This is a genomic window from Novosphingobium jiangmenense (genome assembly GCF_015694345.1).
GTDB lineage: Bacteria > Pseudomonadota > Alphaproteobacteria > Sphingomonadales > Sphingomonadaceae > Novosphingobium > Novosphingobium jiangmenense.
Genome location: NZ_JADQDC010000006.1, coordinates 148,084 through 167,761, shown reverse-complemented (window position 1 = coordinate 167,761; position 19,678 = coordinate 148,084). Strand labels below are relative to the sequence as shown.

18 protein-coding genes are annotated in these 19,678 nt (G+C 64.6%); 13 read left to right on the top strand and 5 right to left on the bottom strand.

Annotation, left to right across the window (positions count from 1 at the left end):
* Nucleotides 1-154 precede the first annotated feature (154 nt).
* The 3 genes from I2488_RS19800 to I2488_RS10845 all read left to right on the top strand — a co-directional run bounded on the left by I2488_RS19800 (nt 155) and on the right by I2488_RS10845 (nt 6,616).
* On the top strand, nt 155-3,502 hold the full coding sequence (locus tag I2488_RS19800) for a hybrid sensor histidine kinase/response regulator (RefSeq protein ID WP_343071047.1): 3,348 nt from the start codon (nt 155-157) through the stop codon (nt 3,500-3,502).
* The gene (locus I2488_RS10850; RefSeq protein WP_343071046.1) at nt 3,492-4,421 is read left to right on the top strand and encodes a response regulator; all 930 of its coding nucleotides are present in this window, start codon (nt 3,492-3,494) and stop codon (nt 4,419-4,421) included. The genes I2488_RS19800 and I2488_RS10850 overlap by 11 nt, the downstream gene beginning before the upstream one ends.
* Nucleotides 4,422-4,489: 68 nt before the next feature.
* Nucleotides 4,490-6,616, top strand: a complete 2,127-nt coding sequence (locus tag I2488_RS10845) for a penicillin acylase family protein (protein ID WP_196275909.1) — start codon at nt 4,490-4,492, stop codon at nt 6,614-6,616.
* Here the strand turns inward: I2488_RS10845 and I2488_RS10840 are convergent.
* From I2488_RS10840 to I2488_RS10825, 4 genes are read right to left on the bottom strand one after another with little or no spacing between them, the layout of a single operon-like run.
* A complete protein-coding gene (locus I2488_RS10840; protein ID WP_196275813.1) occupies nt 6,604-7,164 on the bottom strand; it encodes an NTP transferase domain-containing protein in 561 nt (186 codons plus the stop codon). The two genes, I2488_RS10845 and I2488_RS10840, sit on opposite strands and share 13 nt — an antisense overlap.
* Nucleotides 7,161-8,135, bottom strand: coding sequence for an XdhC family protein (locus I2488_RS10835; RefSeq protein ID WP_196275812.1), 975 nt, complete (start codon nt 8,133-8,135; stop codon nt 7,161-7,163). Before I2488_RS10835 ends, I2488_RS10840 begins: the two co-directional genes overlap by 4 nt.
* A gap of 10 nt (nt 8,136-8,145) precedes the next feature.
* Nucleotides 8,146-10,317 (bottom strand): xanthine dehydrogenase family protein molybdopterin-binding subunit, encoded by a 2,172-nt coding sequence (locus I2488_RS10830; RefSeq protein ID WP_196275811.1) that lies wholly within the window; start codon nt 10,315-10,317, stop codon nt 8,146-8,148.
* Nucleotides 10,314-10,790, bottom strand: coding sequence for a (2Fe-2S)-binding protein (locus I2488_RS10825; RefSeq protein ID WP_196275810.1), 477 nt, complete (start codon nt 10,788-10,790; stop codon nt 10,314-10,316). Before I2488_RS10825 ends, I2488_RS10830 begins: the two co-directional genes overlap by 4 nt.
* Nucleotides 10,791-10,965: 175 nt before the next feature.
* Here I2488_RS10825 and I2488_RS10820 point away from each other — a divergent pair, with 175 nt between their 5' ends.
* The 6 genes from I2488_RS10820 (at nt 10,966) to I2488_RS10795 (ending at nt 15,186) form a co-directional block, all read left to right on the top strand.
* Complete coding sequence (locus tag I2488_RS10820) at nt 10,966-11,661, top strand: TetR/AcrR family transcriptional regulator (RefSeq protein WP_246465611.1); 696 nt, start codon at nt 10,966-10,968, stop codon at nt 11,659-11,661.
* Between the two features lie 100 nt (nt 11,662-11,761).
* The gene (locus tag I2488_RS10815; protein ID WP_196275809.1) at nt 11,762-12,937 is read left to right on the top strand and encodes an amine dehydrogenase large subunit; all 1,176 of its coding nucleotides are present in this window, start codon (nt 11,762-11,764) and stop codon (nt 12,935-12,937) included.
* On the top strand, nt 12,934-13,476 hold the full coding sequence (locus tag I2488_RS10810; protein WP_343071044.1) for a MauE/DoxX family redox-associated membrane protein: 543 nt from the start codon (nt 12,934-12,936) through the stop codon (nt 13,474-13,476). The genes I2488_RS10815 and I2488_RS10810 overlap by 4 nt, the downstream gene beginning before the upstream one ends.
* A complete protein-coding gene (locus I2488_RS10805; RefSeq protein ID WP_246465609.1) occupies nt 13,476-14,078 on the top strand; it encodes a thioredoxin domain-containing protein in 603 nt (200 codons plus the stop codon). Before I2488_RS10810 ends, I2488_RS10805 begins: the two co-directional genes overlap by 1 nt.
* A gap of 36 nt (nt 14,079-14,114) precedes the next feature.
* A complete protein-coding gene (locus I2488_RS10800; protein ID WP_196275807.1) occupies nt 14,115-14,657 on the top strand; it encodes a methylamine dehydrogenase light chain in 543 nt (180 codons plus the stop codon).
* A gap of 10 nt (nt 14,658-14,667) precedes the next feature.
* Nucleotides 14,668-15,186, top strand: coding sequence for a cytochrome C (locus tag I2488_RS10795; protein WP_196275806.1), 519 nt, complete (start codon nt 14,668-14,670; stop codon nt 15,184-15,186).
* Here the strand turns inward: I2488_RS10795 and I2488_RS10790 are convergent, their stop codons facing one another.
* Nucleotides 15,187-15,801 carry a TetR/AcrR family transcriptional regulator gene (locus tag I2488_RS10790; RefSeq protein WP_246465608.1) on the bottom strand — a complete coding sequence of 205 codons (615 nt, stop codon included), beginning with the start codon at nt 15,799-15,801 and terminating at the stop codon, nt 15,187-15,189. It abuts the gene before it with no gap.
* A gap of 185 nt (nt 15,802-15,986) precedes the next feature.
* Between I2488_RS10790 and I2488_RS10785 the strand changes: the two genes are divergently transcribed.
* The 4 genes from I2488_RS10785 (at nt 15,987) to I2488_RS10770 (ending at nt 19,677) form a co-directional block, all read left to right on the top strand.
* Nucleotides 15,987-16,748: an SDR family NAD(P)-dependent oxidoreductase gene (locus tag I2488_RS10785; protein ID WP_196275804.1), complete on the top strand. Its 762-nt coding sequence runs from the start codon at nt 15,987-15,989 to the stop codon at nt 16,746-16,748.
* Nucleotides 16,749-16,786: 38 nt separating this feature from the next.
* The gene (locus tag I2488_RS10780; protein WP_196275803.1) at nt 16,787-17,980 is read left to right on the top strand and encodes an acyl-CoA dehydrogenase family protein; all 1,194 of its coding nucleotides are present in this window, start codon (nt 16,787-16,789) and stop codon (nt 17,978-17,980) included.
* The gene (locus tag I2488_RS10775) at nt 17,980-19,047 is read left to right on the top strand and encodes a phosphotransferase (RefSeq protein ID WP_196275802.1); all 1,068 of its coding nucleotides are present in this window, start codon (nt 17,980-17,982) and stop codon (nt 19,045-19,047) included. The genes I2488_RS10780 and I2488_RS10775 overlap by 1 nt, the downstream gene beginning before the upstream one ends.
* A gap of 315 nt (nt 19,048-19,362) precedes the next feature.
* Complete coding sequence (locus I2488_RS10770) at nt 19,363-19,677, top strand: hypothetical protein (RefSeq protein ID WP_196275801.1); 315 nt, start codon at nt 19,363-19,365, stop codon at nt 19,675-19,677.
* Nucleotide 19,678: the final 1 nt, after the last annotated feature.

The following is a 19,678-nucleotide window of genomic DNA, read 5'->3' as shown; positions in this document are numbered from 1 at the left end:
TCTCAATTCAGGCGTACGTAAATCGGCCCATCCTCGCCGCAGGAATGCGCGCGCAGTATCGGGACATGGAAATTTCCTGCCCGGATCGCGCGCGGTCCACTACATCGCGAATTGCGCAAACCATTGAAGGGGCACGCTGAAGGTGCCACGCCCGGTGTCCATCGTTCCGGAACGGCGGTCCTACAACCAATGGGCGGCGAGCCAGACTCTTGAAGACTTTGCCCATCGCCACACCGGGCAGGAAGCGCGGCAGGGACCAGCGGGAAATGTCGTCACTTCTGCACTGAGCACGAGTTCCTCGCTGGTCTACGAAGCCATCGGGGCGACGATCACGCTCCTGTATGGCTTGAAGGCGAGCGTGGCGGCGATCGTGGCGGGCTGCCTGCTGATTGTCCTGACCGGGTTGCCCATCGCAATCCGTTCGGCGCGGCGAGGCATCGACATCGACCTCGTGACGCGCGGGGCCGGGTTCGGGTATCTCGGTTCGACGATCACCACCCTGATCTATGCCTCGTTCACTTTCCTGCTGCTGGCGATCGAGGCGAGCATCATGGCGATGGCGCTGCAGACGGTGACCGGCCTGTCGATCGAACTGGCCTATGTCGTCTCGACCTTCGTGGTGGTGCCGATTGCGCTGCAAGGCGTGCGCTTCGTCGGCCGGTTCCAGGCGTGGACGCAGCCGCTGTGGCTGGCGATGCAGGTCGTGCCGGTGGTCTATGTGCTGTGGCGGATCGATGATGTTGCCGCGGCCTGGGCCGGTTTCTCGGGCGTCTATGCGCCGCGCACGGATGTCGTATCGTTCGGTCTCGCCCTGTCGGTGCTGCTGTCGCTGCTGCCCCGTATCGGTGAGCAGGCGGGCTATCTGCGGTTTCTCCCTGCCGTCGAGCAGATTGGAGCGAAGCGCTGGTGGACTTCCGTGATGCTCGGCGGCGCGGGTTGGGTGGTGATCGGCGGTCTGAAGATGCTGCTGGGAGGCGTGCTGGCAGCGTGGGCCGTCAACCCCGCAATGGCCCCCGATGGTGCCGCTTCGGCCAGCCGGCTTCTTGGTCAGGCTTTCGCGCCGATAGGGGGCGGCATGGAAGGGGGCCTCGTCCTTTCCCTGCTGTTTGTGATCATCTGCCAGACGCGAGTAAACGTGACCAACGCCTTTGCCGGGGCTGTGGCGTGGTCCAATCTGTTCTCGCGCCTGACCCAGGGTTACTCGTCCCGCAATGTCTGGCTGCTGTTCAACGTCGGGCTGGCGACGACGCTGCTGCTGTTCGGCATCACGCGGTCGTTCGAAGTGGTGCTGGTGCTTCATGCCAGCCTTGCGGCGGGATGGATCGGAACCCTTGCCGCCGACCTGCTGATCTCGCGGGCACTGGGTCTCAGTCCTGAAGCAACCGAGTTCCAGAGGGCCTTTCTGTATGACGTGAATCCTGTCGGCATCGGGGCGATGCTGCTGTCGTTGGTCGCCTCGGCGGTGTGCCAGCTCGGCTTTCTGGGCGAAGTTGCCCAAGCCTTTGCCCCCCTGATCGGGCTGCTTGTTGCCATGGCGGCGGCGCCGGCGATCGCGGCGCTGACGAAGGGGCGCTATTACCTCGCCCGGCGCCGCGCCGAGTCTGAACCGGCAGTGCAGGCCTGCGTCATCTGCGAGCACAGGTACGAGCGGGCGGATATGGCGCATTGTCCGGTCTATGCCGGCGCGATCTGTTCGCTGTGCTGCACGCTGGAGACGCGCTGCCACGATGCCTGCAAGCAAGGCAGCAGGGCGACCGAACAGTTCACCAACATTGCCGAGCGCCTGCTGCCGCGCGTGCTGGCGCGTTATGTCCACACCACGACCGGGCATTTCGTGGGCGTGGCGGGTGCTTTCACGCTGGCCAACATGCTGGTGCTGGGCCTGATCGGGCGCGAGTATGCCCGGGTCTATCCTGCGCTTTCCACCCATGTGTGGTCGATCCTGTTCGCGGTGTTCCTGGTGTTCTTCTTCATGTCGGGCGTGGGGAGCTGGTTCATCGTGCTGGCGCATGAAAGCCGCCGCGCGGCGCTGGACGAGACACGGCGGCACTTGGCCGAACTCGAGCAGGAGATCGTTGCTCACGAGGCGACTGACGCTGCGCTGCAGAAGGCGCGCGAGGTGGCGGAGAACGCCAACGCGGCCAAGAGCCGCTATCTCGTCTCGGTCAGCCACGAGATCCGCTCGCCGCTCAATTCGATCTACGGCTATGCCCAGTTGCTGGAGCGGGGAAGCGATCTGAATCCGGGCGAGGTGGGCAAGGTGATCTGCCGGTCGAGCGAGCACCTCTCCAACCTCGTCGACGGCTTGCTCGACATTGCACAAGTCGAGGCGGGCGTGCTGCGGCTGTCGCGCGACACGATCCGCCTGCCGGCCTTTGTCGAGCAGATCGCCAACATGTTCCGTCCGCAGGCGCAGGCCAAGGGGCTGACATTCCGGCTGGAGACGCCGAAGCAGTTGCCCGAGTTCGTGCGCGGCGACCAGAAGCGCTTGCGGCAGGTGCTGATTAACCTGATCTCGAACGCGATCAAGTTCACGCCAACGGGGTCGGTGACGTTCCGGATCGGCTGGCGCGGCGAGATCGCGACGTTCGAGGTGATCGACACCGGCATCGGCATTGCGCCGGAGGACATGGACCGGATCTTCGGCGCGTTCGAGCGCGGGACCAGCAATTCGGTGGCGGGACAGCCGGGGATCGGACTCGGGCTCGCGATTACTTCGACGCTGGTGCACGTCATGGGCGGTGACCTTACGGTCGACAGCACATTGGGCGTGGGGACGCGGTTCGCGCTCAGGTTGATGCTCTCGCGGCCGGTGACGCAGCCGGTGCAGAGCCATCGGGCCGATGTGATCACCGGCTATGAAGGCGATCGGCGCAAGGTTCTTGTGGTCGACGACGATGCCGCGCAGGCCTCGGTGATCGAGAACCTGTTGCGGCCGCTGGGCTTCGTGGTGACCGGCGCACGCGATGGCGATACGGCGATCGCGCTGGCGGCGGCGACGCGGCCGGACATCGTGTTCATGGATATTTCCATGCCGGGCAAGACCGGGTGGGAGACGGCGGGGCTGCTGCGTGCAGCGCATGGCAGCGCCTTGCGGATCGTCATGGTCTCGGCCGACGCGCACCAGTTCCGGCGCGGGGGTGACGGGCATGATCCGCACGACATGTTCCTGACCAAGCCGGTCGAACTCGACAGCCTGCTCGACGCGCTGTCGTGGCAACTGGACCTGACCTGGACCGTGGCGGACGGGAGCCCGCGCCCGCCAGCGCCCGCCGCCGCCGTTGAACTGCACTTGCCTGCCGCAGCCCTGCCGTTCGTCCCCGAAATCGACAGCCTCGCGCGGATCGGCAACGTCCGCGCGATCCAGAACCGCCTTTCCGAACTTGAGGATGCCGTCCCCGATGCAGCCCGCTTCGTCGCACACCTTCGTACCAGTCTCGAATGCTTCGATTTCAAGGGCCTGCGCGAGGCCCTCCGGCGAGGCGTCGTCAGTGTTCAGTGACGGCGTCGTCGCGCAGGCAGGGCGCGACACCGTGCTGGTGGTCGATGACAACCCGGAATCGCTGCACTTCCTGATCGACACGATCGAGCGGGCGGGGATGACCGTGCTGATCGCGACCAATGGCGACAACGCGCTGGAACTGCTGGAACACGTGGCGCCCGATCTGATCCTGATCGATGCGATCATGCCGGGGCTGGACGGCTTCGACACGACGCGGGCGATCAAGAAGCAGCCCCGGCTTGCGGACATTCCGGTGATCTTCATGACCGGGCTGACCGAAACCGAACATGCCGTTCGGGCGCTCGATGCGGGCGGGGTGGACTATGTGCGCAAGCCCATCGCCATCGAGGAACTGCTGGCGCGGATGCGGGTGCATCTGGCTGGCGCGCGGGTTTCGCAGGCGGGGCGCTCGGCGCTGGACGCTACCGGGCGGCACCTGTTCGCGGTGGACCGGGCTGGGGAGCTGTTGTGGGCGACGCCGCAAGTGGAACACCTGATGGGCTCGCTAGGGGCAGATGACGGCCTGCCGCCGGACTTTGCGGGGCCGGTCGCGCGATTGCTGGCGCAGCGGGAGAGCCCGGATGCGTCGCTGCGTTTCGATGCCGGGGGGCAGGTGGTCGAACTGGTTCTCGTCGGCCCGGTGCGGCGCGACGAAGGTGACGGACGGGAATTGCTGATCCGGCTCAACCTGATCCGCGAGGGCGCCGAAGTGGAGCGGTTGCGCGAGCGCTATGGGCTGACCCAGCGCGAGGCCGAGGTGCTGCTGTGGATCAGCTATGGCAAGCCCAACCGCGTGATCAGCGAGATTCTGGGCATCAGCCCGCGCACGGTGAACAAGCACCTCGAGCAGGTGTTTGTGAAGCTCGGCGTCGAGACGCGCGCGGCGGCGGCGGCGTTCGCGGTGCGCACGATTGCCTGAATGCTTTGGTGAAGGGCCCGCTCTCTTCCTTCGCCATGCTGCGGGAAAGGCGTTAGGATAGGTCGATGATGATCCGAGCCCTTTCCCGCAGCGCCTCTTTCGCCCTCATTCTGGCAGCATCGCCGGTGTTGGCGAGCAGTCATGACGTCACGATCACGCGGGATGATTGGGGGATTGCCCATATCGACGGCAAGACCGATGCCGATGCCGTGTTCGGCGCGATCTATGCGCAGGCCGAGGACGATTTTCCGCGCGTCGAGGCGAACCTGCTGACGGCGCTGGGACGCCGCGCCGAGGCCGAAGGCGAGGATTTCCTGTGGCAGGACTTGCGGCAGCGGCTGTGGATCGATCCAGTGGCGCTGAAACGGGACTATGCGGCATCGCCTGCGTGGTTGCGCAAGCTGATGGATGCCTGGGCTGCGGGGCTCAACCACTACATCGCGACGCATCCTGACGATCAGCCGAAGGTGCTGATACGGTTCGAGCCATGGATGGCGCTGTCCTTCACCGAAGGTTCCATCGGCGGAGACATCGAGAAGGCCGCGCTGAAACCCCTGGCCGCGTTCTACGGTGGCGAAGCCAGTCCGCTGGCGCTGGCGATGGAAACGGTGCGCGACAACGAGCCTCGCGGCTCGAACGGAATCGCCATTGCGCCGAAGCTGACCGCGAACGGCCATTCCCTGCTGCTGATCAACCCGCATACCTCGCTGTTCTTCCGGTCAGAGCTGGAGATGAAGAGCGGCGATGGGCTTCATGCCTATGGTGCTTCGACCTGGGGGCAGTTCTTCATCTACCAGGGCTTCAACGACAAGCTCGGCTGGATGCACACGACCAGTGGCGCGGACAATGTCGACGAGTTTGTCGAACAGGTCTCGAAGAAAGCGGGCAAGTGGTTCTACAGGCGCGGAAATGCCCTGAAGCCTTTTGTCGTGAAGCGCGTCACGTTGCGCTATCGCAAGGCCGATGGCAGCATGGGCGAGCGGACTTTTACGACCTATGTCAGCGAGCATGGACCGATCGTGCGGGCGGAATCGCGAGATAACACCGCGAACTGGATTGCCCTTTCGTTGATGCACCGGCCGGTGGCGGCGCTGAGCCAGTCATGGCTGCGGACCAAGGCGCGCGATCAGGCTGAGTTTCTGAAGGTCGGCGAGTATCAGGCCAATTCATCGAACAACACGCTCTATGCCGACGCCGGGGGCAATATCGCGCTGCTGATGCCGCAGTTCGCGCCGCGCCGCGACGCACGCTTCGACTATCGCCTGCCGGTGGACGGCAGCGATCCGGCGGCGGACTGGCATGGGTTTTATGAACGGGCGCAGCGGCCGGATGTGATCAATCCCAAGTCGGGCTGGGTCTACAATTCGAACGATGCGCCCTGGCGCGCGGCGGGCGAGGGGACTTCGGACTCGGCGCACTGGCCGGCGACATTCGATCAGGTGGGTGCCAATCCGCGCGGCGATCATGCGCTGGAATTGCTTGGCAAAGCCAAGGGGCTGGATCTCGAGAGCTTGCGCGCGCTCGCCTATGATCCGCATATGCCGCTGTTCGAGGATCTGATACCGGGACTGCCAGCGGTGCAGGCCGGCGATCCGTTGGGCGGGCCTGTGGCGCTGCTCAAGGGCTGGGACCGGCGATGGTCGGCGGGCTCGGAGGCGATGAGTCTGGCCAACTATTGGGGTGATGAGCTTGAAGCGGATGTGCGCAGGACTTTGCCGCGTACCGGCAATGTGTTCGACGCGATGCGGGCGACGTCGGGCGCGCAGCGGCTGGCGGCACTCGCGCGCGCGGTATCAAGGATGCAGGCCGACTTTGGCGGATGGCGAGTGCCGTGGAGCGAGGTCAATCGCTACCAGAGAACGACATCAGCGATCGTCCAGCCCTTTGCCGACGACAAGCCTAGCTTGCCGGTGGTGTTCTCGTCGGCGCGGTGGGGTTCGCTCGCCTCGTTCGGGACAAAGCAGTATCCGGGGACGAAGCGGTGGTACGGCACGAGCGGGAACAGTTTCGTTGCTGTCGTGGAGTTCGGCCCGAAGGTTCGCGCGATGGCGGTTTCGTCGGGCGGTGCGAGCGGGCGCGAGGGTTCGGTGCATTTCAACGATCAGGCCGAACTCTATGCCTCGGGACGGATGCGGCCGGTTTACTTCTATCCCGAAGACCTCGCGGGGCACGTCGAGAAGACCTATCGGCCCTGAAGCAGGGCTTCGGCCCGCGCCAGATCGTCCGGCGTGTCGATGTCGAGCGCGAGAGTTTCTTCGAGCGTAATTGCCGGGGCATCGCGTAGCAGGGCTGCCGCGCCGCGATCGCCGTCGAGCGCGGCGAGGTCAGAAAACAGATGGGCGCCGAAGATGGCGGGGACCATGGTGCGACCGGCAACCACGGTGCCGATGCGCTCGCCGTCGAACGCTTCGATAAGGCGCTCGAAGTGGTCTGTGGGCACCAGTGGCATGTCGGCGAGGGCAATCAGGGCTGCGCCTGTGCCTGAGACTGCGGTAATGGCGGTGGCGATGGAGCGCGACAGAGGCGCTCCGGAGGGATCGAGCTCGATGCGTTCGAAACCGTCTATGGGCGGGGTTGCCGTGGAGCAGACCAGCACTTTTCGGGCGAACGGCATGGCGGCCAGACGTTCACCGACGTGAAGGGCAACGGGCTTCCCTGCGAGGTCAGCCGCAAGCTTTCCGCCGCCAAAACGCGACGCGCGTCCTGCGGCCAGCAGGATCACGGCGATGTCGCCTGCCTTCACTGCGCGGCGTCTGCCAGCGCTGCCCCGGTCCAGTAGGTCCATTGCGACAGCGCGTTGTATTCGGCGACGACTTCGCCAAGCACCGAAAGGGCAAGGGTTGCCGGATCGCGGGTTGCGGGGATCAGGCCGATATGGCCGCGCAGGCGCGCGATGTGGTCTTCAGGTACGCCCGAGTTTCGAAGGGCTTCGAGTCTGGCGGCGTGGGTTCGTCTGGAGCCTATTGCACCGTGGTAGAAGGCGGGCAGGGCAAGGGCCTGCGGCAGAAGATGTTCTTCCCAGTCGCGGCCATGGAACAGGAAGATGATCGCCGACCACGGATCGGACGCGGCGAGCGGCAGTGTCGTCCGGGTTGCGATATGGCTCGTGGCAATACCGGTGGCTTCCAGTTCCGCGCACGTCAGGGCTTCCGGGCAAAGTGCATGAACTTGTGCGCCGAAAGCGTTGGCGAGCTTGGTGAAAGCCGTCAGATCCTCGCCCTGGCCGAGCGCATGGATGTGCAAGGGGGGCTGGTAGCTGTGGCTCAGCGTCTCGCCGTTCCATGAGCCTGAGGACAGATCAGGGAGGAGCGTGACGCAATCGCATTCAAGGCGGAGTGTCGCGGGCTTTCTGGAATCGAGCAGCGCCAGCGCGGCCTTGATCGCGGCAGGATCGGGGCGGGGGGTGAACAGCAGGTCGATGCCACCGCCGCAGGGCAGGCGGATGTCGATATAGGGTGAGCCGACTCCGTAGCGGACCACGTGCCCCCAGCCGTCCTTCAGCGTTTCGAGCGCTTCGGACGCCACGGCATCCTCGACGCAGCCGCCCGAAAAGGAGCCGATGCGCCGACCGTCGGCAGCAACCGCCATCTGCGTACCGACGCCGCGTGACGAGCCGCCGATGACGGCGACAAGCGTGATAAGCACGCAATCGACACCCTCGTCCGCACGGGCGGCAAGGAAGCGCAGGATATTGGGCGGAGTCGTGGCGACCATGGGCCGCGGGCTATACCATCTCCAGCGGCAGGCGGCGATGGCGCTTTCCGGTGAGCGAGTAGATCGCATTGGACAGCGCCGGGATCACCGGCGGCAGTGCCGGTTCGCCAAGGCCGGTGGGCGGGAAATCGGTCTTGACGAACTCCACCGCGATGGCGCGCGGGGCCGCATCGATGCGCATCAGCGCGAAGTCGCCGAAGTTTTCGGCGGTGATGGCGCCGTTCTCCTGCACGATCTTCTGGCCGATCAGCGCTTGGCCGATGCCGTCGATCACGCAGCCCTGGGCCTGGTTCATCGCGTTGAGCGGGTTGATGACGTGGGCGCCAATGTCTCCGGCGACCCAGACCTTGTCGATCCGGATCATGCCGTCCTTCATGGAAAGATCCACGATTTCAGCGAAGTATCCGAGATGGCTGAAGTAGAAGCCGAAGCCGCGACCCTTCTCGCGGCCTTTCCATCCGGCGGACTTGCACACGGCGTCGATCACGCCCCGCGCGCGGCCGGTGTGGAACTTGACGCGCTCGCCCGGAATTTCGCGCGGCGCGCCGAGGGTGCGGCGCATGAATTCGGGGAGGTCGAGTCCGGCGGCTTCGGCGACCTCGTCCATGAACGATTGCCAGACGAATGACATCGCGTTGGACGTGGGCGCGCGCAGCCAGCCGGTGGCGAGGTTCGTCGCCATGTAGCTGACGCCGAGATCGACGTTGGGCACGACCGGCGCGGGGAATTCGCTCGGTGCCATCTGCGCGGCACGGATCGGCTTGCCGTCGACGCCGAAGGTGACGAAGTGGTCCTTGAGCGCGATCAGCGCGCCATTCGCGTCGAGACCTGCGGTGAAGCGGTGCCAACCTGCCGGACGGTAGAAGTCGTGGCGGAAATCGTCGGTGCGGTCGTAGAGCACCTTGACCGGCTTTCCGGGCATGGCTTTGGCGATCTGGCCCGCTATGACCATGTAGTCGTTCATAAGGCGGCGGCCGAAGCCACCGCCGATGCGGGTCATGTGGATGGTGAGGTCGTCAGGCGCCAGGCCGCACAGCTTGGCGGTTTCCTCGCGGCCACCGGCGGGCGCCTGGCTGGGTGCCCAGATCTCGAGCTTGCCGTCCTTGAACAGCGCAGTGCAGTTCTGCGGTTCGAGCGGGGCGTGGGCGAGGAAGGGGTAGTCGTAGTCTGCCTTCACCACCTTGGCTGCACCGGCGAGCGTGGCATCGGCATCGCCTGCCTTGAACAGGCTGGCCTGCGGGGCGTTGGCGACGATCTTTGCTGCATCGGCTTCGTACTTCGCGGTGGAGAAGCCGGTTACGGCGGCATCGTCCCACTTCACGGCCAGCTTCTCACGGGCCTTGCTGGCTTTCCACCAGCTGTCAGCGATCACGACCACGGTGTCCGATTTGCCTTGGGGGACGAAGCCGCTGTTGACGGCGACGACACCGAGGACGCCGGGCATCGCCTTGACCGCTGCAGCGTCGAACGAGGCGACGGTGCCACCATGGGCGGGACACTTGACGATCGCAGCATGGACCATGCCGGGCAAGCGCGTGTCGATGCCATAGAGGGGGACGCCCTTGACGATCTTTGGCACGTCGACGCCGGGCTTGGACTTGCCGATGATCGTGAAGGTCTTCTCGTTCTTGAGTGCAACCTTGGCGAGATCGGGCGGGGTTTCGACGGCGGCGAGTTTCGCGAGCGAGGCGTAGGTAAGGCTCTTGCCCGAGGAGGGGTGGACGACCGCGCCCTTGGACGTGGCGAGGGTGGCTGGATCGATACCCCACTTCTTCGCCGCAGCGGCAACGAGCATGGCGCGGGCGGCGCCGCCGACCTGGCGCATTGGCAGCCAGTTGCGCGGGGTGGCAGTGCTGCCCCCGGCGACCTGCGGGCCATAGCGCTTTTCATCGGCATCGGTCTGTTCGATGCGGACCTGCTCCCAGGCGAGGTCCATTTCCTCGGCGATGAGCATCGGCAGCATGACCTTCACGCCCTGGCCGATCTCGGGATTCTTGGCGCCGATGGTCACGGTGTTGTCGGCATTGATGCGGATGAAGGCGTTCAACTCCTGGCCGGGAGAGGAAGCCGTGGTGATCTCCGTGGCGGCGAGAACAACCGAGGCGTCGAGCGTCAGGACGGTGCCGCCAGCAAGAGAGGCAGCGATGAACGAGCGGCGGGAGAGGGCGATCTGGTCGCTCATGCTGCGGTCTCCTCGGCGGGAAGGCCTGCGGCGGTGCGGATCGCGGCGCGGATGCGCATGTAAGTGGCGCAGCGGCAGATGTTGCCGCTCATCCAGCCGTCGATGTCCTCGGGCGTGGGCTTGGGGTTCTGCTTGAGCAGGGCGGTGGCGGACATGATCTGCCCGGCCTGGCAATAGCCACACTGCGGCACGTCAAGCGCGATCCATGCATCCTGCACGCGCTTGCCAAGTTCGTTCAAGCCGACTCCCTCGATCGTGGTGATCGACTTGCCCGCTGCATCGGCGATCGGCGTCTGGCACGAGCGGACCGCATCGCCATCGAGGTGGACGGTGCAGGCGCCGCACAGCCCCGCGCCGCAGCCGAACTTGGTGCCGGGCATGTCGAGGTCTTCGCGCAGGACCCAGAGCAGGGGCTTATCGGCATCGGCTGCTACCGTCCGCTTGCGGCCATTTACGGTGAGGGTAATGCTCATCGCTTGAAATCCCTGGATAATCCGGAAGGGCGAAGCGGCAGCGCCGTCTGCACTGACTTCGTTCGCGCGGAAATCTGGACAGGCATCCGGTGCCGGTCAAGCTCCTTGTTGGGCAAGTGTCCGTTCTGCGGCACTCGGGCAAAGCCGGTCCTTGGTCTTGGGCGCAGGCGGTGTTATGCGCGACTTCACAATGGCCGCGCTTCCCGAGACTTTCGACACGGACCTGCCGTCCGCTCCGCGCCCGGGAACCTACGCGCGTGGCACCGAAACGGTCGATGCGATCATCAAGGCCGCGCTCAGCGTGCTGATCAACGAGGGCGCCGGAGCCTTCACTATCCGGCGCATCGCGGCCGAGTGCGGGATGAAGGTAGGCAATGTCAGCTACCACTTCCCCAAGAAGGAACTGCTGATCCAGACGCTGCTGGATGACATCATCGGCAACTACGACAAGTTGCTGGAACGCACGGTGCGGCAGCCCGGCCTCGATGCCGAGGAGCGGCTGCGGCTGATCGTGGTGATGTGCCTGGATGACATCGCGGGCAAGCGGACCACGCGGTTGTTCACGGAACTCTGGGCACTGGCCAACCACAACGAGTTCGTGGCGGACCGGGTACGGCTGTTCTACCAGCGCGTACACGAGATCATCGCCGAATACGTTGCCGAACTGAACCCGGCGCTGAGCAAGCAGGAAGTGCGCGACGTCGCGCTCTACATCAGCGCTTCGATGGAAGGAGCGACGCCTTTCCTGGGTTATGAGAAGCCGTGGGCGACGCGGATGAGCGCCTATACCGCGATTGCAACGCACGCGCTGGTGTGGCTTGCCAAGTCGGTCACTTCGGCAGAAATTGCGGGTCTCGCTGACCGCAGATAGGGCCACGACCAGTACGTCCCTTCGCACACGCAAAAAAGGCGTTGACCGAATCTGGACATGCGTCAAGTCTCTTCCCCGCGGACTGGCAAAGGGGGCCGAGATGACGCTTGAACGCAAGGTGTCGCGAGTTGTTCTGGGATCGATGCTGGCGGGATCGCTGGCAGGTCTTGCTCCGCTTCCCGCGATTGCCGAAACCGTGGTGCCCGAGGCTGAAGAGCCGGGCGTCATGACCATGGAGCCGCCCAAGGCGAACTGGTTCTATGTGCGCGGTGGCTGGGGCTCGGCCGGATCGAGCATTTTCGACGCCAGCACAGGCAAGATGGTCGGCATGGTCAACACCAGCCGTGATTCCGATCTGGCAATCGATCCTTCGGGCAAGTTCTATTACGTGGCCGAGACAATCTGGTCGAAGGTCAACCGTGGCACGCGGCAGGATCTGATTTCGGTCTATGACAGCAAGACGCTGAAGCTGGTGAGCGAGATTCCGACGCCGGGGCGCCTGATCGTCGGCGGATTCACGACCAACTTCGTGCTGACGGACGACGGCAAGACGGCCTACGATTACAATTTCGATCCGGCCTCGTCGGTCAACATCATCGACATGGTGAAGCGCAAGTTCGTGCGGGCGGTGGAGCTGCCGGGTTGCGCAGGGATGATCCTCAATCCGGGCGTGGGCTTCTCCTCGCTCTGCGCCGATGGCACGATTGCGACGGTGGCGATCAAGGGGGCGACGCAGGACATAACCCGGACCGAACCGTTCTTCGATGCGGCGGCGGACCCGATCTTCTCCAACACCCTCTACGATCGCAAGAAAAAGCAGGTCGTGATGGTCAGTTACACCGGTCTTGTCCGCACGGCTTCGGTCGGTGCGAAGGTCGAAGTGAGCGCGCCGTTCTCGCTGCAGGAAGCGGGCGGAATGAAGGCGGCGGACGTCAAGCCGCTTGATATCGCCTGGTATCCCGGCGGAATGCAACCGATCGCTCTGCATCGACCAAGCGGCACGCTGTGGGTGCTGATGCACAAGGGCGAGTACTGGAGCCACAAGGAAGGCGCCGAGGAAATCTGGGGCATCAACCTGGCGACCAGGAAGCTCATCAAGCGCATTCCGGTGGAGGGCGAGCCGGGCAACATCCAGATCACGCAGGATGATGCCGCGCTGATCATGGTCAATGGCTACAAGGGCAAGGCGCTCATCATCGACTCCAAGACCGGCGAGGTGAAGCACGAGATCGAGAACGCCGGTGGCGGCCTGATCACCGTCGTGGAGCCGATGTGATCCTGGGCGAAGCCATCGGTGTTGCCGGAGCTGCGGCCGGGATCGGCGTCGGCGCTGTGTTTCTGGGCGCGGGCTTGGCGAAGCTGCGCAACCGCCGCGTCTTTCCCGGTGTCGTGGCCAATTACCGCTTGCTGCCCGAACCGCTGGTCGCGCCGGTGGCAGTGACATTGCCGATTGCGGAAGTTGTTATCGGCTTGGCGCTGTTCGCGGGACTGCGGGTCGCGGCGGTTCCGGCGGGGCTGCTCCTGCTCGCGTTTGCTGCGGCAATGGCGATCAATATCGGGCGGGGACGTTCGCACATCGATTGCGGATGCGGGCGTCCCGAATTGCGCCAGCCTCTGAGCCGTGCCCTGGTGGTGCGCAATCTGGTTCTCGCTGCTTTGCTGCTGCCGCTGTTGATGCCGACTCCACCTGTCGGATCCGCGCTCTGGTTCGTCGCGCTCGCCTTTGGCGTGGCGCTCTATCTTTTGACCCTGCTGGCCAATGCGCTGAGCGCGCTGGCGCAGGGGCCTCTCGCCATGGAAAGGAATTCGCGATGATGACGGCGCTGCTCGTGGGGCAGGTCCTGTCGTGGCTGGTGATCATTGCGCTGGTGGTGGCACTGCTGGCGCTGGCGCGGCAGGTGGGCGTGCTGCACATGCGCGTGGCTCCGGCAGGCGCGCTGCAGACGAGTGGCGGGCCTGCTGTCGGCGGCAAGGCTCCGGCGGTTCCGGCGCATACGCTTGAAGGCAAGGACGTCATTATCGGCGGGCCTGCCAAGGACGTGCCGTTGCGGCTGCTGATGTTCGTTTCAGCGACGTGCCCGCTGTGCAAGGGGCTGATCCCGGCGGCGCGCTCCTTCGCCAAGGATGAGCGGGTGGAGCTGACCTTCGTCGGCGACGATGACGCGCAAGTGCAGCGCGGACTGATCGCGGCGCAGGGGCTGGAGAGCTACCGCTTCATCAACGGGCCTGAAGTGGGCCAAGCGTTCGAAGTGGGCAAGCTGCCCTATGCGGTGCTTTTGGATGCGGAAGGGACGATCCTGTCCAAGGGGCTCGTCAACAGCCGCGAGCATCTCGAGAGCCTGGTGGTGGCGCACGAGATGGGGATCGCCACCGTGCAGGACTACATCGGCAAGCTGAAGACTGTCGCCGCAGCCTGACGGCGCGAGCGCATCAAGGATCATAGGGGGCATTCGATGAAGCGTTTCAATCCCGATGCGATGGGCGAGAAGCTGTTGCGCCGCTTTGCCGGTGGCACTTCGCGACGCGGTATCCTTGCGCGGATGGGGGCGGCGCTGGTTGCGGCGCCGGTCTTCCCGCTGCTGCCGGTGAGCCGTGCCGAAGCGGCCAAGCCCGATCGTTCGCCCGAGGCCAAGACCGCGTTTGCGCGCAGTGCCCAGACGACCGACCAGACCAAGTGCAACTACTGGCGCTATTGCGCGATCGATGGCGCGCTGTGCACTTGCTGCGGTGGTGGTATCCACACGTGCCCGGCGGGCGCGGAGCCGTCTCCGGTTTCGTGGGTGGGATCGTGTATCAATCCGGACGACGGCAAGGCCTACATGATCGCTTACCGCGACTGCTGCGGAAAGCCGGCCTGCGGCCAGTGCAACTGCGACAACACCGACCGCGAGACGCAGCTTTACCTGCCGCAGCTCAACAACAACGTGATCTGGTGTTTCGGCACGAGCAGCATGGAGTACCACTGCTCCACCGCGATGATGATCGGCGCGGCCTGAGGATCTGGCGATGCGCCTGATCGCTCTTGCCGGAATTGCCGTAGCGCTGGCGATTGCCGTGCCGGCGTTGTCGGCGGGCGATCCGCGTGCGGAGACCGTCGCGAAGGGTTTGGCCGCGATTGGCGATCCGGAACTGGCCAAGGCGGACTACGTCGAGCATTGCGCCGGTTGCCATGGTGTGCAGGGGCTTTCGGCTCCGGCCAAGCTGCCGGAACTGCGCGGGCGGGTCGGCTACATGATGTGCACGGCCGATACCCGGGCCTATCTGCTGCGCTTGCCCAACATCGCCAAGAGCCGGATCAGCGACAACCAGCAGCTGGCCGACATGTTGAACTTCATGGTGTTCGGGCTGGGCGGGACGAGCATCCTGCCCGGGACAAAACCGTTCACGGCGGCAGAGGTGGGCTACGAGCGCCAGTTCGCGCTGACGTCGGCATCGCTGGTGCGCGAGCGCAAGCGGCATGTCGAGACCGCAATCGGCAAGTGCGGTGCGCCTGCCTCGTTCCGCAACTTTTACAGCGGGAACTGATCAGCGCGGAGCGAGGCCTGCAGTCAGGAAATCGACAAGCTGCGTTGCGATATCGCGCTCTGAAAGTTCGCCATCGGGGCGGTGCCAGCGCGAGGGGCCGTTCAACGCGCTGGCCAATGTGAGGGCCGCGAGCTTCGGGTCGCACTGCGCAACCGAACCATCGGTAATGCCTTCGGCAACCAGTTCTCGCAGTGTGGCGTCGATGCGGCGCTTGCGCAGGCGGATGGACTCGCGCGCGTCCGGGGACAGCGCTTCGTTGGCGGTGAGGATGTTGCAGCGGCCGAAGTCGTTCATATTGATCTCGGCGTAGTCGGTGAGGAAGGCGCGGAGGCGGTCAATGCCGCGTCCATGGTGCGCGCGCGCTTCTTCTGCGGCGGCGAGCAACTGGTTCATGCCGATGGTCAGGCATTCGACCAGCACCTGCTCCTTGTTGCCGAGGTAGTGGTAGATCGTCGGCTTGGAAATGCCGAGGCTTGCCGCAACGTCGTCGAGCGAGGTCTGATGATAGCCGCGCGCGTTGAACATCCGTACGGCTGCTTCGAGCACGGCCATGCGCTTGGCCTCGCGCTCCTCGCTGCGTTCGGCGGGGGTCTTGAAGGGGGATCGTGCGGCCAAGAGCGGTACCCTGCGTGTTCTGCCAGTTGGAAAGTGCGCCAAGCCGGCGCTTCTGTCGCCTGCAAGGTAGGGCAATCTTGCGATTGACACCATACCCTTCAGAACAATACTTACTTGCGAGTAGATGTTGTTCCGGCTGGTTTGGTAATACGCCGCGGTCGGCTGCGCGAAAGGATGGATTGGCTATGGAAATCAACGGTCTGGCAGCAATCGTAACCGGCGGCGCTTCGGGTCTTGGTGGCGCAACCGCAGCACGACTCGCACAGTTGGGCGCGAAGGTCGCGATCTTTGACCTCAATGAAGACCTTGGCCGCGCCCATGCCGCCACCATTGGCGGTTCGTTCTTCAAGGTCGACGTGACTGATGAGGACGCGGTAGACAATGCCATCCTTGAAGCCGAGGCGATGAACGGCAAGGCGCGCATTCTGGTGAACTGCGCCGGTATTGGTCCGCCGGCCAAGGTCATTGGCCGCGATGGCAAGGCGATCCCGCTCAAGGACTTTTCGAAGATCATCCAGATCAACCTGATCGGCACGTTCAACGTGCTGTCGAAGTTTGCCGCGCGCATCTTCGATGCCGAGCAGGTCGGCGAAGAGCGCGGCGTGATCGTCAACACTGCCAGCGTTGCCGCTTTCGAAGGGCAGATCGGGCAGGCCGCCTATTCCGCGTCCAAGGGGGGCGTCGTCGGCATGGCGCTGCCGATCGCACGCGAGTTTGCCCGCTATGGCATCCGCGTGAACACCATCGCGCCAGGCCTGTTCCTGACGCCGCTGCTGCAGTCGCTGCCGCAGGAGGCACAGGATTCGCTGGGCCAGCAGGTGCCGTTCCCGAGCCGTCTGGGCAAGCCCGAGGAATATGCGCGCATGGTCGAGAGCATCGTGACCAATCCGATGGTCAACGCCGAAGTGATCCGCCTCGACGGCGCGATCCGCATGGCACCCCGCTGAGAATTACCAACCGATCCCGCGATTGAGGAGTGAAGCAAATGGCAACTGGCATCGGCATGGACGCCGCATTGGAAATCGCGGATCGGGTGGAGCGGTTCGTCCGCGACGTGGTCATCCCCTATGAAAGCGATCCGCGCCGCGACGATCACGGCGCGCCGCTTGACGAGATGGTCATGGAAATGCGCGAGAAGGCGCGGGCTGCTGGCGTTCTGACGCCGCATATCCTTGCCGATGGTCGCCATCTCAACCAGCGCGAGACGGCGGTGGTGCTGATCCGCTCGGGCCTTTCGCCGCTCGGCATGCTGGCCGTGAATACCCAGGCGCCAGACGAGGGCAACATGTACCTGCTCGGCAAGGTCGGCAGCCCCGAACTCAAGGAGCGATTCCTCAAGCCGCTAGTGTCGGGCGAGGCGCGGTCGGCGTTCTTCATGACCGAGCCTGCCGAAACGGGGGGCGCAGGTTCCGACCCTTCGATGATGCAGACCACGTGCCGCCGCGACGGCAACCACTGGGTGATCAATGGGCGCAAGGCCTTCATCACTGGCGCCAAGGGCGCGAAGGTTGGCATCGTCATGGCCAAGGACGAGGAGGGCGGCGCGTGCATGTTCCTCGTCGACCTGCCCGACCCGGCGATCGAGATCGTGCGCGTGCCCAACACCATCGACAGCAACATGCCGGGCGGCCACGCGGTGATCGACATCAAGGATCTGCGCGTGTCTTCCGACCAGATGCTGGGCGAGCCGGGCGAGGGCTTCAAATATGCTCAGGTTCGCCTGTCGCCCGCACGTCTTTCGCATTGCATGCGCTGGCTCGGTGGCTGCATCCGCGCGCAGGAAATCGCTTCGGATTATGCCAACCGCCGCATGGCATTCGGCAAGCAGCTTATCGACCATGAGGGCGTCGGCTTCATGCTCGCCGAGAACATGATCGACCTGAAGCAGGCCGAGCTGATGATCGACTGGTGTGCCGGCGTGCTCGATACCGGCTCGCTCGGCACGGTGGAAAGCTCGATGGCCAAGGTTGCCGTGTCCGAGGCGCTGATGCGCGTGGCCGACAAGTGCGTGCAGGTGATGGGCGGGACCGGCGTGACGACCGACACGATCGTCGAACAGATGTTCCGCGAAGTGCGCGCCTTCCGCATCTATGATGGCCCGACCGAAGTCCACAAGTGGAGCCTTGCGAAGAAGATCCGCCGCGACTGGCGTCATGCCCAGGCCGGGGCTGCGCACTGATGAGCGGGGGCGCGCAGGAGGCCAATGCCGGCACGACGCCGGTGCGTGAAGGCTATCGCTTCGATGAAGCGGCGCTTTCGCGTTGGATGGAGGGACACGTCGAGGGCTTTTCCGGCCCGCTGACGGTCGAGCAGTTCAAGGGTGGGCAGTCCAATCCCACCTACAAGCTCGTGACTCCCGATCGCGCCTATGTCCTGCGCCGCAAGCCGCCCGGTCCCGTGCTGAAGGGCGCACACGCCGTCGAACGCGAGGCCAAGGTGCTCTCCGCGCTCGGCTCTGTCGGCTTCCCGGTGGCGAAGGTCTACGGGCTGTGCACGGACGAAAGCGTTATTGGCAGCTGGTTCTACGTCATGGAAATGGTGGAAGGGCGCATCTTCTGGGACGCGACATTCCCTGAAGTCCCGCGCGAGGAACGCCCGGCCTACTTCGACGCCATGAATGCGACGATCGCGCAATTGCACTCGATCGATCACGAGGCGGTCGGGCTGGGCGACTACGGCAAGCCGGGCAACTATTTCGCCAGGCAGGTCGGTCGCTGGTCGAAGCAGTATCTCGAGGACGAGCTTGCCGGGCGCGATCCGGACATGGACGCGCTGGTCGAGTGGCTGCCGACGGCGATTCCGGACGGGGACGAGACCAGCGTCGTCCACGGCGACTTCCGCTGCGACAACATGATCTTCCATCCGACCGAACCGCGCGTGATCGCGGTTCTGGATTGGGAGCTTTCGACGCTCGGACATCCGCTCGCCGACTTTGCCTACCACGCGATGATGTATCACATGCCGCCGAACATCGTTGCTGGATTGGAAGGTGCAGACCTCGCGGCACTCAACATTCCGAGCGAGGCTGACTACGTGGCCGCCTACTGCGAGAGGACCGGGCGCGATACGATCCCGTCGTGGGATTTCTACATGGCGTTCAACTTCTTCCGGCTCGCGGCGATCTTCCATGGCATCAAGGGGCGTTACCTGCGCGGCACCGCGGCCTCGGCCCACGCCAAGGACCGCGCCGAGGCCTTCCCGGTTCTCGCGCGGCTGGCGCGTCAGGCGATGGAACGTTGCGCCTGAAGAAGCGACGCTTTTCGTTCGATTCTGAAGCTTAACGGGCGGCAAGAGTCCGTGTGCGCTCACCCTCGGGCAAGGACGAGAACGAGCGCGGCAAGCCTGCGGGCTTAGACCATCGGCATGATGGGGCCCTGAAGTGGCGGGGTTCTGCAAATTACCCGGTCACGGCGGGTTCGCTGCTACGAATCTCGCCAAAGCGGAGCCGGTTCTGCCGGGGGATTACCTCATTGGCAACGCTGGTCCTGCGCGTGGACTAACTGACGAAGTTGTAAGTACTTCTCCGCAGCTGGCCCAGAAAATGCGCCATGTCGGCGGCGAATGTTGCTCTTATCCGGTGCAATCTTCGCTTTGCGCAGCGAACTTCGGCGCTACCGTGCCTTCATTGTCGAAGCCCGCGAGCACAGCGGAGCAGCAGGAAAAGCCGTCGCCATGCAGGTAGCAGCAAAGCCGCTCGTAGAAGTCTATGAAGCCTTGTCCACGGCGCTGGACGAGCTCGACAAGCACGGCGAAGCAATGGCCGCGTTGCATCTGGCAATGGCCGTTGACTGCCTTGCATCCTGCATCAGCGCCGAACCGGCCGAACAGACAGCCCTACGTCCGCGACCATATCTGCGGCTGGTCACTACCTCCTGAA

Coding starts and splice junctions, on each gene's coding strand:
- I2488_RS10845 (WP_196275909.1), top strand. CDS start 4,490: ATGATCCGAGCCCTTTCCCGCAGCGCCTCTTTCGCCCTCATTCTGGCA.
- I2488_RS10835 (WP_196275812.1), bottom strand. CDS start 8,135: ATGGTCGCCACGACTCCGCCCAATATCCTGCGCTTCCTTGCCGCCCGT.
- I2488_RS10830 (WP_196275811.1), bottom strand. CDS start 10,317: ATGAGCGACCAGATCGCCCTCTCCCGCCGCTCGTTCATCGCTGCCTCT.
- I2488_RS10825 (WP_196275810.1), bottom strand. CDS start 10,790: ATGAGCATTACCCTCACCGTAAATGGCCGCAAGCGGACGGTAGCAGCC.
- I2488_RS10820 (WP_246465611.1), top strand. CDS start 10,966: ATGCGCGACTTCACAATGGCCGCGCTTCCCGAGACTTTCGACACGGAC.
- I2488_RS10815 (WP_196275809.1), top strand. CDS start 11,762: ATGACGCTTGAACGCAAGGTGTCGCGAGTTGTTCTGGGATCGATGCTG.
- I2488_RS10805 (WP_246465609.1), top strand. CDS start 13,476: ATGACGGCGCTGCTCGTGGGGCAGGTCCTGTCGTGGCTGGTGATCATT.
- I2488_RS10800 (WP_196275807.1), top strand. CDS start 14,115: ATGAAGCGTTTCAATCCCGATGCGATGGGCGAGAAGCTGTTGCGCCGC.
- I2488_RS10795 (WP_196275806.1), top strand. CDS start 14,668: ATGCGCCTGATCGCTCTTGCCGGAATTGCCGTAGCGCTGGCGATTGCC.
- I2488_RS10785 (WP_196275804.1), top strand. CDS start 15,987: ATGGAAATCAACGGTCTGGCAGCAATCGTAACCGGCGGCGCTTCGGGT.
- I2488_RS10780 (WP_196275803.1), top strand. CDS start 16,787: ATGGCAACTGGCATCGGCATGGACGCCGCATTGGAAATCGCGGATCGG.
- I2488_RS10775 (WP_196275802.1), top strand. CDS start 17,980: ATGAGCGGGGGCGCGCAGGAGGCCAATGCCGGCACGACGCCGGTGCGT.
- I2488_RS10770 (WP_196275801.1), top strand. CDS start 19,363: ATGTTGCTCTTATCCGGTGCAATCTTCGCTTTGCGCAGCGAACTTCGG.